We start from the raw sequence: 11,959 nt of genomic DNA on the forward strand, positions 1-11,959 counted from the left end.
CTGGGGTCGGTCGGCCCGGCCGGTCAGACGGTCTCGATCCGCAGGGCCACGGGCGGCTCGGCCAGGACGCCCGAGGCCTCCGTCGCCTCGATAGCCTCGCGGATGGCGGCGCGGCGGGCGGGGTGGGTGACGATGAGGACCGGCGCGTCGCCCTCGTGATCGTACTGGCGCATCCGGTCGATGGATACGCCCCCTTCGCCGAGCGCGACGGCGATCTTGCCCAGGGCGCCCGGCTTGTCCTGAAGCGTCAGCCGCAGGTACCACGAGGCGGGGGCGGCCGACTGCGCCGGCGGGATCACCCGGAGCTGATCGACCGGGCGGCCGAAGGCAGGCACGCGCAGGCCGCGCGCGATGTCCATGACGTCGGACCAGACCGCGCTGGCGGTCGGGCCCTCGCCCGCGCCCGCGCCGCGCAGGACGATCTGGCCCGCGGCGTCGCCCTCCAGCACGGTCATGTTCGTCGCCCCTTCGAGCTGTCCCAGCGGCGAGTTCGCAGGCACGAGGCAGGGCGACATCCGCTGCTCCAGCCCGCGGCCCGTCACCTGCGCCACCCCGAGCAGCTTGATCCGGAAGCCTAGGTCGGCGGCGAAGCGGATGTCCTGGATCGAGACCCGCTCGATCCCCTCGATCTCGACCGCGTCGAAGGCCGGCGGGGTTCCGAAGGCCAGCGCAGAGAGGAGGGCGAGCTTGTGCGCCGCGTCGATCCCGCCCACGTCGAGGGTCGGGTCCGCCTCGAGGTAGCCGAGGGCGCTAGCCTCCTCGAAGACCTCCTCGTAGGGCAGGCCCGCGCCTTCCATCCGGGTCAGGATGTAGTTGCAGGTGCCGTTCATCACGCCCATCACGCGCGAGGTCTCGTTGGCGGCGAAGCTCTCCGACAGGACCTTGACGACGGGGATCGCCCCCGCGACGGCCGCCTCGTAGCGCAGGGCGGCGCCGTTCGCCTCGGCCAAGGCGGCCAGTTCGGCGCCGTGGAGGGCCAGCATCGCCTTGTTCGCGGTCACGACGTCCTTGCCGGCGCGCAGCGCGGCCTCGACGGCCGATTTGGCGGGGCCCGCGTCGCCGCCGATCAGCTCGACGAGGACATCGACGTCCTTTCGCGCGGCGAGGGCGGCAGGGTCGTCCTCCCAGGCGTAGTCGCCCAGGGGCATGCCACGGTCGCGGGACCGATCCCGCGCGGAGACCGCAGTGACGACGACGACGCGGCCGGCGCGGGCGGCGATCAGGTCGGCGTGCCGCCGGGCGATCTTCACGACGCCCGCGCCCACGGTGCCCAGGCCCGCGATTCCGAGGCGGAGAGGCTGCGTCATGCTCGGTGTCCCTTCGTCTGCCGCGCCGGTCCCTAGCGTGCGCCCCCGGGCGGGTCTAGCGCCCGAGGCGCGCGCGCTCCGCCTCGGTCAGGACTGGGTCGCGCAGCCGGGCCGCGCGCGCCTCGAGGTCGGACTGCCGGCCTTCCAACGCCTGGCCCGCCTCGGGGGAGAGGCGCTCGGCCGGGGCGGCGTCGAAGGCCGCCGTGGGAAGCAGGGAGGGGAAGGGGGCGTTCCGCGCCGCGGGCGGGATCGCGGCGTCGACCTCCGGAAAGGTCGCGCAGGCCGCGAGGGCCAGGGGCGGGAGGAGGGCGCGCATCAAGGCCGGACCCTAGCCGCGCCCGCCCCCGGGCGAAAGCCGTCAGGGCGAGAGGCATTCCTCGAACGCCGCCGACACGTCGGCCATCAGCGCAGGCCAGAGCGCGGGCCCGGGCTCGTGCGCGCGCCCCAGAGGGTCGAGCGTTACGACCGGTAGATTCCCGGCCGCGGCCAGAAGGCGCGCGTCCGCATCGGGCGGGGCGATGACGCACGCGGCCTCGCCGGCGATCGCGGACAGCTCGCGCAGTCGCGCCGCGCCGGGCGCGAGGTTGTCCACGTCCATGACCGCCCCGGCCGCCGGGGCGCCGACCCAGCGGGAGGCGTAGGCGTAGGCATCGTGCCCGGCGATCCACGGCCGCGCGTCGACCGCCGGCGGCGTCAGAACCTCCGCCGCGGCGACGAAGCTGTCGCGGTTCGCTTCATATGTGGGGCGCCCGTCGGGGTCGATCTCGGAGAGGCGCGCGGCGATCTCGGCCGCGAAGGCGGCGGCCGTTTCCGGGTCCAGCCAAGCGTGCGGATCGAGCGGGCCATGATCGTGCCCGGAATGGTCGCCGCCGTGATCGTCCTCGTCATGCTCTTCGGCTCCGTGTGCGTGCCCTTCTTCCCCGTCGTGGGGGTCCTCGACCTCGATCAGATCCAGGCCTTCGACATCGAGGAGCTCCAGCCGCAAGGCGTCGGGGGCCAAGGCCGACAGCGGCCCGCCGATCCAGGGGGTAAGGGCCTCTCCCATCAGGACGACGAGGTTGGCCTCCTCCAGCGCCGTCGCCTCCGACGGGCGGAGCGAGTGGGAATGCGGATCCGCGGCGCCCGTCAGCAGCAGCGCAGGCGCGCCGCGCCCCTCCATCACCGCCGCGACGAGCGAGTGGACCGGCGGGATGTCCGCGACCACCGCCGGAGCATCCGCGACGGCCGGCGAGGCGAGAACGGCGAGGGATAGGGCAAGACGCATGACGGGTCTCCGGGTTGCGGCCAGGGGAAGTGTTATACTATATCATCCGCTGTCAACCTCGGACCCTTGTATGATCGATTTCGCCCCTCACGACCACGATGGCTGCATCGCCTCGGCGCTCGCCGCGGCGGAGGAGGGCTGCGCCGCGCGCGGCCTGCGTCTGACCGACGCCCGGCGACGGGTGCTGGAGATCCTGCTCGAGTCGCATCGCGCCCTGGGCGCTTACGACGTGCTGGATCGCCTGCGGGCCGAGGGCAGACCGGCGCAGCCACCCCTGGTCTACCGCGCGCTCGACTTCCTCGTGGCGCAGGGTTTCGTCCACCGTATCGAGCGGCTGAACGCCTTCGTCGCCTGCGCCCGCCCCGGTGCCGAACATGCGCCGGCCTTCCTGATCTGCCGCGCTTGCGAGGCCGTCGCCGAGATGCCCGTGGCACCGGAGGAGGGGCGCCTGGGCAGCGCCGCACGGGCCACCGGCTTCGCCTTGGAGGCGACCACGTTGGAGGCCGAAGGACTGTGCCCGAACTGCCGGGGCGCCGTTGCATGACCAAGCTGATCGAGGCGCACGCCCTGCGGCTGGATCGGGGCGGGCGGACGGTCCTGTCCGATATCGACTTCGCCATCGCGGCGGGCGAGATCGTGACCCTCGTCGGGCCCAACGGATCGGGCAAGTCGTCCTTGGTGAGGGCCCTCATCGGCGCGCTCGAGCCTGCGGGCGGCACGGTGCGCCGCGCGGCCGGCCTGCGGATCGGCTATGTGCCGCAATCCATGGCGGCCGGATCGGCGATGCCGCTGACCGTGCGACGGTTCCTTTCCCTGCCGGAGCCGCGGACGGACGCCGAGGCCGAGGCCGCGCTTGCCGCCGCTGGGGCGGAGGGGTTGGGGCCGGCGTCCCTCGGGGCGCTCTCGGGCGGACAGCTCCAGCGGGTCCTCCTGGCGCGCGCGCTGGCCGGGGCGCCCGACCTCCTGATCCTCGACGAGCCGACCGCGAGCCTCGATCAACCCGGCGCTGCCGCTCTCTACCAGACGATCGAGAGGGTGCGGCGGGACGCTGGCTGCGCGGTCCTCATGGTCAGCCACGACCTCCATGTCGTGATGGCGGCGTCGGATCGCGTCATCTGCCTCAACGGCCATATCTGCTGCGAGGGCGCCCCCCACGTCGTCGCGGACGCGCCGGCCTATCGCGCGCTCTTCGGTTCGGGCACGGGCGGGGCGCTGGCCCTCTACCAACACGACCACGACCATTCGCACGATCACGATCACGATCACGGTCACGGTCACGGGCGCGACGGCGAGCGCTGCGAAGCCGTCGCGGGGCCGCGGGGTGCTTGACGATTTCCTGATCCGGGCCGCTCTGGCAGGCCTCGCGCTGTCGGTCGCGGCCGCGCCTCTGGGCTGCTTCGTGGTCTGGCGGCGCCTCGCCTATTTCGGCGAGGCGGTCAGCCATTCGGCCATCCTCGGCGTCGCCCTCGCGCTCGCGCTGTCGATCGCGCCGATCTGGGGGGCGCTCGCGGTCGCCGCGGGCATGGCGGTCGCGGTCGCGCTCCTCGATGCGAGGGGGCTGCCCGATGCGATCCTCGGAACCCTTTCGCACGGCGCGCTGGCGGCTGGGCTCGTGGCGCTCTCCCTTTCGGGCGCGCGGGTCGATCCTTCGGCCTTCCTCTTCGGCGACGTGTTCGGCGTCGCGCGTCAGGACCTCGCCGGCCTCTGGATGGGGGCAGCCCTGGTCGCGGCCCTTCTCGCCTGGCGCTGGCGCCGGCTGCTGACCTCGACGCTCGATGCCGATCTCGCCCGGGCCACGGGGATCGACCCCCGCCGCGAGGGGCTGATCCTCTCCCTCGCGCTGGCGGTGGCGGTGGCCATGGCGATCGAGGTGGTCGGGGCGCTGCTGACGGTGGCGATGCTGATCATACCGGCAACGGCCGCGCGGGGGCTCGCCCGCAGCCCGGAGGGGATGGTCGTGGCGGCCGCCCTGATCGGTGCCGCGTCCGTGGGCCTGGGGCTGGCTGCGTCCCTAGCGTTCGACACGCCGGGCGGACCGTCCATCGCCCTCTCCGCGGCGGCGCTCTTCGCCCTGACCTTGCCGCTCCGGAGAAGCTGACGGCCCAGGTCCTGCACGACGGACATCAGGGCGTCGGTGCGGGGCCGGGTGATCTGTGGATCGTTATTACGACCACTAGGCAGTAATCTACGATATATTTTTCATGTCGAAGGTCGGTCGCCAGATCTTTTCCTCATCTTCCCTGCCGAAGAAAATGATGGACGCCAATCAGGACCCGCGCCTACTGTAGAGAGGCAGGGGGGACACCGAGGTGGAGAGACCGACCGTACAGGACGTCGCCGATCATGCCGGCGTCTCCATCGCGACCGTGGACCGGGTGCTGAACGCACGCGGCGGGGTGACGGAGAAGTCCCGCGCCAAGGTCCGCTCGTCGGTAGAGGCACTGGGCTACGAGCGCGACGCCGCCGCGACCGCCCTTTCCACCGGACGGTCCGACCGGTTCGTCTTCGTGCTGCCGGAGGGGCCGAACGCGTTCCTCGGCGCCCTGCGCACGGCCATCGCCGCCGAGCGTCCCGCCGCGCGCCGCTTCCGCCAGTCGCTGGAGGTGCTGGACGTTCCCGCGTTCTCCTCGGAGTCGCTCGGCGCGGCGCTGGACGCGCTGGACCCCGGAAGCGTGACCGGAATCGCCGTGTTCGGCGCCGAAGGTATCGAGAGCGCGCGCGCCCTGGTGGGGCTTCGCGCCGCGGGCGTTCGGGTCGTCACCCTCGTCTCGGACCTGCCGGCCGAGCAGCGCGACGCCTATGTCGGCATCGACAACGTGGCCGCGGGCCGCACGGCGGCCCGCTTCCTGGGGCGTTTCCTCGATGCCGCTCCGGCGGATGTCATGGTGATCCTCGGCAGCGCGATCGCCCGCGACCATGTCGACCGGCGCCTCGGCTTCGACATGGTGATGCGCGCCGACTTCCCGCACCTGACGGTCGGTGCGTCGGCCGAAGGACGCGACGATGCCGATCTCGTCGAGGCGATCGTTCGCGGCGCGCTGACTGGCCGCCGCCCGCCCGCCGCCATCTATGCCGCCGCGGCGGGCACCCGGGGCCTCGTCGCCGCGCTGAAGGGGTTGCGGTCGCGCCCCGTCACCGTCGTGCACGAGCTGACGCCGCACAGTCGCCGGGCGCTCGAGGACGGGCTGATCGACCTCGTGATCGACCAGAACCCCGCGCAGGAGGTTCGGATGGCGATCGGGGCCCTCGCCGCGCTGCGCGAAGGGCGCGCGCCGCCAGCGGCACCGCTGACCCTCGACATCTACGTGCGGGACAACCTTCCCGCCCGCGCCGCCTGAGAGGAGGACCGGATGCCCCGCGACTACTTCCAGCGATCCGAACCCATCCCCTACGATCCCGAGGCAGGGCCGCTGGACCTTGCCTTCCGGCACTACAGGCCCGACGAGGTCGTGATGGGCAGGCGGATGGAGGACCACCTGCGCTTCGCCGTGTGCTGGTGGCACAACTTCGTCTGGGAGGGGGGCGACCCGTTCGGCGGGCATACCTTCGAACGGCCTTGGTTCCCGGCCGACACCATGGAGATGGCCCGGCACCGCGCGGACGAGGCGTTCGAGATGTTCCGCCTTCTCGGCGTGCCGTTCTACTGCTTTCACGACCATGACATTCGCCCCGAGGGCGAAACACTCGCCAAGTCCGTCGCAAGGCTGGACGAGATGGCCGACTATCTGGGCGAGAAGCAGGACGCGTCCGGTATGCGTCTGCTCTGGGGGACGGCGAACCTCTTCTCGAACCGCCGCTTCATGGCCGGGGCCAGCACCAACCCGGACCCGGACGTCTACGCCTGGTGCGCCGCCACGGTGAAGGCCTGCCTTGACGCGACGCACCGTCTGGGCGGGGCGAACTACGTCCTTTGGGGCGGGCGTGAGGGGTACGAGACGCTGCTGAACACGGACCTCGGGCGCGAGCTGGACCATATGGGCGCGTTCCTGTCGAAGGTCGTCGACTACAAACACAAGATCGGCTTCCGCGGCGCGATCCTGATCGAGCCCAAGCCGCAGGAGCCGACCAAGCACCAGTACGACTACGACGTCGCCACGGTCCACGGCTTCCTCCGCCGTTTCGGCCTGGAGGACGAAGTGAAGGTGAACATCGAGCAGGGGCATGCCATCCTGGCGGGTCACAGCTTCGAGCACGAGATCGCGCTGGCCAGCGCCCTGGGAATATTCGGCTCGATCGACATGAACCGGAACGACTACCAGTCGGGCTGGGACACGGACCAGTTCCCCAACAACGTTCCCGAGGTCGCGCTGGCCTACTACGAGATCCTAAGGGGCGGGGGCTTCGCCACCGGCGGCACGAACTTCGACGCCAAGCTGCGCCGGCAGTCGCTGGACCCGGGCGACCTGCTTTGGGCGCATGTGGGCGGGATGGACGTCTGCGCACGGGGGCTGAAGGCCGCCGCCGCCATGCTAGAGGACGGCACGCTGGAGCGCCTGCGCGCTGAGCGCTACGCCAAGTGGGAGGGGTCGGACCTCCTGGAACGGCCGCTGGAGGCCATCGCCGAGGAGGCCGTCGCGAAGGGCATCGATCCGCAGCCTCGTTCCGGACGGCAGGAGATGCTCGAGAACATCGTCAACCGCTTCGTCTGAGGAGGGACGCGCCATGAAGACGATCAAAGGCCCCGCGCTTTTCCTCGCGCAGTTCGCCGGCGACGATGCGCCGTTCGACACGTGGGACGGGATCACGAGGTGGGCAGCCGATTGCGGCTACGAAGGGGTTCAGGTGCCGTCCTGGGATGCGCGGCTGTTCGACCTCGCCCGCGCGGCGGAATCGAAGGACTATTGCGACGAGTTCCTCGGCCAGGGGCGTGCGAACGGTGTCGAGGTGACGGAGCTTTCCACCCATCTGCAAGGCCAGCTCGTCGCCGTGCACCCGGCTTATGACGAGGCGTTCGACGGCTTCGCCGTCGCCGAGGTGCGAGGCAACCCGAAGGCCCGTCAGGAATGGGCGGTGAGTCAGGTGAAGCTCGCCCTGCAGGCCTCTCGCAACATGGGGATATCGGCGCACGCGACGTTCTCCGGCGCCCTTGCGTGGCCCTACGTCTATCCCTGGCCGCAGCGTCCCGCCGGACTGGTGGAGACGGCGTTCGACGAGCTGGCCAGGCGCTGGCGCCCGATCCTCAACATGGCCGAGGAGTGCGGCGTCGACGTCTGCTACGAGATCCATCCCGGCGAGGACCTCCATGACGGCGTCACCTACGAGATGTTCCTCGAGCGGGTCGGAAACCACGCCCGCGCAAACATGCTCTACGACCCCTCGCACTACGTGCTGCAGGCGCTGGACTACCTAGACAACATCGACATCTACAAAGACCGCATCCGCATGTTCCACGTGAAGGACGCGGAACTGAACCCGACCGGGCGGCAGGGGGTCTATGGCGGCTACCAGTCCTGGGTGGACCGGGCCGGGCGCTTCCGCAGCCTGGGCGACGGGCAGGTCGACTTCGGGGCGGTGTTCTCGAAGATGGCCGCGAACGACTTCGACGGCTGGGCCGTGGTCGAGTGGGAGTGCGCCCTGAAGCACCCCGAGGACGGCGCGCGGGAGGGTTCGCAGTTCGTCCGCGACCACATCATCCGCGTGACCCCTCACGCCTTCGACGATTTCGCCGATGGCGGCACGGACGATGCCGCGAACCGCAAGATGCTGGGGATCGGGTGATGGAGAGGATCAGGCTCGGCATGGTGGGCGGCGGAGAAGGCGCCTTCATCGGGGGGGTCCACCGGATCGCGTCGCGGATCGACGGCCGGTTCGATCTTGTAGCGGGGGCGTTCTCGTCCACCCCCGAGCGGTCGCGCGCGTCCGGCGAGGCGTTGGGGGTCGATCCGAAGCGGACCTATGACGACTTCGCGGCGATGGCCAAGCGCGAGGCGCGGCTGAAGGACGGGATCGAGGCGGTCAGCATCGTGACGCCGAACCACGTCCACTACGCAGCCGCGCGCGAGTTCCTGAAGCGCGGCATCCACGTGATCTGCGACAAGCCGCTGACCTCGACCCTGGCGGACGCGAGGAAGCTGGTGGCGCTGGCGGAGAAGTCGGATGCGATCTTCATCCTGACGCACAACTACACCGGCTATCCGATGGTCCGGCAGGCGCGGGAGATGGTCGCCGCGGGCGAGATCGGCGTGATCCGCGTGGTGCAGGTCGAATATCCGCAGGACTGGCTGGCCGAGGACCTGGAGAGCACCGGCCAGAAGCAGGCGGGCTGGCGCACCGACCCCGAACAGTCGGGGGCAGGCGGCTCGACGGGCGACATCGGCACCCACGCCTACAACCTGGCGGGGTTCGTCACGGGCCTGCGCTGCGAAGCCCTCTCGGCCGACCTCGACAGCTTCGTCTCCGGCCGGCGCCTCGACGACAACGCCCACGTGATGCTGCGCTACGAGAACGGCGCGAAGGGGATGCTCTGGTGCTCCCAGGTCGCGCCGGGGAACGAGAACGGGCTGCGCCTGCGCGTCTACGGCGAGAAGGGCGGGCTGGAATGGAAGCAGGAGGATCCGAACTACCTCTGGCAAGCGCCGCTGGGCGAGCCGAAGCGCCTGCTGACGCGGAACGGGGCAGGGGCCACGGAAGGCAATCTGGCCGGCTCCCGCATCCCGGCCGGGCATCCCGAAGGCTACCTGGAAGGGTTCGCCAACATCTACGCCGACGCCGCCGAGATGATCTTGGCCGCGCGCGAGGGTGAGACGGCCGAGACGCTGGCCCCGACCGTACACGACGGACTCGACGGGATGCGCTTCGTGGACGCCTGCGTGCGGTCGTCGAAGAAGGACGCGGGGTGGGTGACGCTGTGACGGCCCCACTCGCGCTCCGGGACGTCGACCGCCATTTCGGGCCGGTGCAGGTGCTGCACGGCATCGGAGTGGACCTGCGGGCGGGCGAGGTCCACGCGCTGATCGGCGAGAACGGGGCGGGCAAGTCCACGACCATGAAGATCATGTGCGGCTTCCTTGTCCCCACGGGCGGCGAGGTGCTGGTCGACGGCAGGACGCGCCGCTTCGCTGACCAGCGCGAGGCCGAGGCAGCCGGGATCGTCATGATCCATCAGGAGTTCAACCTGGCCGAGCCGCTGACCGTCGAGGAGAACGTCTTCCTCGGCGCGGAGCTGCGGCGCGGGCCGCTCCTCGACAAGCGCACGATGCGGGAGCGGACGGCCGAGCTGCTGGACCGGCTGGATTGCCGGGTGCCGCCGACCGCGCGGGTGCGGGACCTTTCCAACCCCGACAAGCAGATGGTCGAGATCGCCAAGGCGCTGCGCCAGGAGGCCCGCGTCCTAGTCATGGACGAGCCGACGGCGGTGCTCACCACGGCGGAGGTCGACACCCTGCTCGAGCAGGTGGACCGGCTGCGCGCGGCCGGCACGGCCATCCTGTTCACCTCGCACAAGCTGGGCGAGGTGAAGCAGGTGGCCGACCGCGTGACCGTGCTGCGGGACGGAAGGGTGGTGCATCGGGGTCCGGCGGACATGTCCGAGCACGCCATGGCCAACGCGATGGTCGGCCGGGACGTCTCGGACCTCTACCCCGCGAAGGCCGCGCCACGCGGCGAGGTCGCGTTGCGCGTCGAGGAACTGGACGTGCCGGACCACGCCGCCGACGTCTCGTTCGAGCTGCGACGCGGCGAGGTCCTGGGCTTCGCCGGCCTGATCGGTTCCGGCCGGACCGAGGCGATGGAGGGGCTGGTCGGGCTGCGCCCGCACCGGGGCCGGATCGAGGTCGACGGCAGGTCCGTCACGATCCGCAGCCCGCGCGACGCGATGCGGGTAGGGATGGTCTATCTCACGGAGGACCGGAAGGGGCGGGGCCTCCTCCTGGACAAGGGGATGCGCGAGAACCTGACGCTGCAGTCGCTGCCGGACTTCTCCGGGCTGACCGTCGACACCGCCGCCGAGGAGCGGGCGCTGGACGACGCGATCGCCCGCTTCGACGTGCGCGCGCCGATGCGGGACGTTAAGGTCGGCAACCTGTCGGGCGGCAACCAGCAGAAGCTGCTGCTGGCCAAGACGATGCTTGCCGATCCCGAGATCGTCATCATCGACGAGCCCACCCGCGGCATCGACATCGGTACCAAGCAGCAGATCTACAAGCTGATCCGCGAGCTGGCGGACGAGGGGAAGGCGGTCATCGTCGTCTCATCCGAGATGCAGGAGGTCATCGGCCTCGCCACCCGCGTCCTCGTTATGCGCGAAGGGCGGATCGTCGGGGCGCTGGAGGGCGATCAGATCGACGAGGAACGGATCAACGGCCTCCAGATGGGCCTGGGGAGGGCAGCCGCATGACCGGTGCCGCCGCCACCGCGCCGCAGAGGCGGGACCGGAGCCACTCGCTCCTGGACCTCCACGTCCTCGGACCGATCCTCGCGCTCGCGGCGCTGATCCTTCTCGGGACCGGCATCTCGGCGACCAACGAGTCGACCTTTCTCTCGGCGTCCAACATCTCGAACGTCCTCTCGCGATCGGCCTTCATCGGAATCATCGCGGTGGGCATGACCTTCGTCATCACCGCGGGCGGACTGGACCTGTCGGTCGGATCGATGGCGGCCTTCATCGCGGGGCTGGTGATCCTGACGATGAACTCGCTGGCGGGGACCGTCGAGTCCGTGCCCATGCTGGTCCTCGTCGGGATGGGGGCCGCGCTTTCTGCGGGGCTGGCGGCCGGGGCGATCAACGGGTTTCTCGTCACCAACATGCGGATCGAGGCGTTCATCGTTACCCTGGGCACGATGGGCATCTACCGCAGCCTCGTCACCTGGCTTGCCGATGGAGGGACGCTCTCCCTCGACTTCACGCTGCGGACCGCGATCCGGCCCATCTACTTCGGCGGCTTCGGCTGGCTGACCTGGCCGATCATCGTCTTCGCCTTCGTCGCCGTCCTGGGCGAGCTGGTCATGCGCCGCACGGCCTTCGGGCGCTACTGCGCGGCCATCGGATCGAACGAGCAGGTGGCGCGCTATTCCTCTGTCAACGTGAACCGGGTACGGATGGCGACCTACGTGCTGCTCGGGCTGCTCGTGGGGGTCGCGACGATCCTCTACGTTCCCCGCCTGGGGTCCGCGTCGCCCACGACCGGCGTCCTGTGGGAGCTGGAGGCCATCGCCGCCGTCATCATCGGGGGCACCGTCCTAAAGGGCGGCTTCGGCCGGGTCTGGGGCACGGTGATCGGGGTGCTGATCCTGTCCCTCATCGGAAACATCCTGAATCTGACCGACGCCGTCTCGCCCTATCTCAACGGGGCGATCCAGGGGGTCATCATCATTCTCGCCGTCGTCTTGCAGCGGGAGAAGAAGGCCGGGACCTGAACGTCCCGGCATCCAAGGGAGGAAGCACAATGCA

The 11,959-nt window shown here is 70.6% G+C and carries 12 protein-coding genes; 9 read left to right on the plus strand and 3 right to left on the minus strand.

The window, feature by feature from the left end; all coding sequences use genetic code 11:
• Positions 1-23 precede the first annotated feature (23 nt).
• Genes BCF33_RS02145 through BCF33_RS02155 form a run of 3 tightly spaced genes read right to left on the minus strand, consistent with a single transcriptional unit; the run spans position 24 to position 2,571 of the window.
• Positions 24-1,307: a homoserine dehydrogenase gene (locus tag BCF33_RS02145; RefSeq protein WP_106159290.1), complete on the minus strand. Its 1,284-nt coding sequence runs from the start codon at positions 1,305-1,307 to the stop codon at positions 24-26.
• 55 nt (positions 1,308-1,362) lie between these two features.
• Positions 1,363-1,623 carry a hypothetical protein gene (locus BCF33_RS02150; RefSeq protein ID WP_106159291.1) on the minus strand — a complete coding sequence of 87 codons (261 nt, stop codon included), beginning with the start codon at positions 1,621-1,623 and terminating at the stop codon, positions 1,363-1,365.
• Between the two features lie 42 nt (positions 1,624-1,665).
• Entirely contained in the window at positions 1,666-2,571 is a 906-nt protein-coding gene (locus BCF33_RS02155; protein WP_106159292.1) for a metal ABC transporter solute-binding protein, Zn/Mn family, read from the minus strand.
• A 70-nt stretch (positions 2,572-2,641) separates the two neighbouring features.
• Here BCF33_RS02155 and BCF33_RS02160 point away from each other — a divergent pair, with 70 nt between their 5' ends.
• The 9 genes from BCF33_RS02160 (at position 2,642) to BCF33_RS02200 (ending at position 11,925) form a co-directional block, all read left to right on the plus strand.
• Positions 2,642-3,115, plus strand: a complete 474-nt coding sequence (locus BCF33_RS02160; RefSeq protein ID WP_106159293.1) for a Fur family transcriptional regulator — start codon at positions 2,642-2,644, stop codon at positions 3,113-3,115.
• Positions 3,112-3,900, plus strand: a complete 789-nt coding sequence (locus BCF33_RS02165) for an ATP-binding cassette domain-containing protein (RefSeq protein ID WP_106159294.1) — start codon at positions 3,112-3,114, stop codon at positions 3,898-3,900. Before BCF33_RS02160 ends, BCF33_RS02165 begins: the two co-directional genes overlap by 4 nt.
• The gene (locus BCF33_RS02170) at positions 3,893-4,669 is read left to right on the plus strand and encodes a metal ABC transporter permease (protein WP_106159295.1); all 777 of its coding nucleotides are present in this window, start codon (positions 3,893-3,895) and stop codon (positions 4,667-4,669) included. The genes BCF33_RS02165 and BCF33_RS02170 overlap by 8 nt, the downstream gene beginning before the upstream one ends.
• Positions 4,670-4,880: 211 nt before the next feature.
• Positions 4,881-5,909 (plus strand): LacI family DNA-binding transcriptional regulator, encoded by a 1,029-nt coding sequence (locus BCF33_RS02175; protein ID WP_106159296.1) that lies wholly within the window; start codon positions 4,881-4,883, stop codon positions 5,907-5,909.
• A 12-nt stretch (positions 5,910-5,921) separates the two neighbouring features.
• The gene (gene xylA / locus BCF33_RS02180; protein ID WP_106159297.1) at positions 5,922-7,220 is read left to right on the plus strand and encodes a xylose isomerase; all 1,299 of its coding nucleotides are present in this window, start codon (positions 5,922-5,924) and stop codon (positions 7,218-7,220) included.
• 13 nt (positions 7,221-7,233) lie between these two features.
• Positions 7,234-8,289, plus strand: a complete 1,056-nt coding sequence (locus tag BCF33_RS02185) for a sugar phosphate isomerase/epimerase family protein (protein WP_106159298.1) — start codon at positions 7,234-7,236, stop codon at positions 8,287-8,289.
• Positions 8,289-9,422: a Gfo/Idh/MocA family protein gene (locus BCF33_RS02190; protein ID WP_106159299.1), complete on the plus strand. Its 1,134-nt coding sequence runs from the start codon at positions 8,289-8,291 to the stop codon at positions 9,420-9,422. Before BCF33_RS02185 ends, BCF33_RS02190 begins: the two co-directional genes overlap by 1 nt.
• Entirely contained in the window at positions 9,419-10,906 is a 1,488-nt protein-coding gene (locus tag BCF33_RS02195) for a sugar ABC transporter ATP-binding protein (protein ID WP_106159300.1), read from the plus strand. Before BCF33_RS02190 ends, BCF33_RS02195 begins: the two co-directional genes overlap by 4 nt.
• Positions 10,903-11,925, plus strand: a complete 1,023-nt coding sequence (locus BCF33_RS02200; RefSeq protein ID WP_106159301.1) for an ABC transporter permease — start codon at positions 10,903-10,905, stop codon at positions 11,923-11,925. The genes BCF33_RS02195 and BCF33_RS02200 overlap by 4 nt, the downstream gene beginning before the upstream one ends.
• Positions 11,926-11,959 lie beyond the last annotated feature (34 nt).

It is taken from the genome of Hasllibacter halocynthiae, from assembly GCF_003003095.1.
Taxonomy (GTDB): Bacteria; Pseudomonadota; Alphaproteobacteria; order Rhodobacterales; family Rhodobacteraceae; genus Hasllibacter; species Hasllibacter halocynthiae.

Coding starts and splice junctions, on each gene's coding strand:
- BCF33_RS02200 (WP_106159301.1), top strand. CDS start 10,903: ATGACCGGTGCCGCCGCCACCGCGCCGCAGAGGCGGGACCGGAGCCAC.
- BCF33_RS02165 (WP_106159294.1), top strand. CDS start 3,112: ATGACCAAGCTGATCGAGGCGCACGCCCTGCGGCTGGATCGGGGCGGG.
- BCF33_RS02185 (WP_106159298.1), top strand. CDS start 7,234: ATGAAGACGATCAAAGGCCCCGCGCTTTTCCTCGCGCAGTTCGCCGGC.
- BCF33_RS02145 (WP_106159290.1), bottom strand. CDS start 1,307: ATGACGCAGCCTCTCCGCCTCGGAATCGCGGGCCTGGGCACCGTGGGC.
- BCF33_RS02160 (WP_106159293.1), top strand. CDS start 2,642: ATGATCGATTTCGCCCCTCACGACCACGATGGCTGCATCGCCTCGGCG.
- xylA (WP_106159297.1), top strand. CDS start 5,922: ATGCCCCGCGACTACTTCCAGCGATCCGAACCCATCCCCTACGATCCC.
- BCF33_RS02155 (WP_106159292.1), bottom strand. CDS start 2,571: ATGCGTCTTGCCCTATCCCTCGCCGTTCTCGCCTCGCCGGCCGTCGCG.
- BCF33_RS02150 (WP_106159291.1), bottom strand. CDS start 1,623: ATGCGCGCCCTCCTCCCGCCCCTGGCCCTCGCGGCCTGCGCGACCTTT.
- BCF33_RS02190 (WP_106159299.1), top strand. CDS start 8,289: ATGGAGAGGATCAGGCTCGGCATGGTGGGCGGCGGAGAAGGCGCCTTC.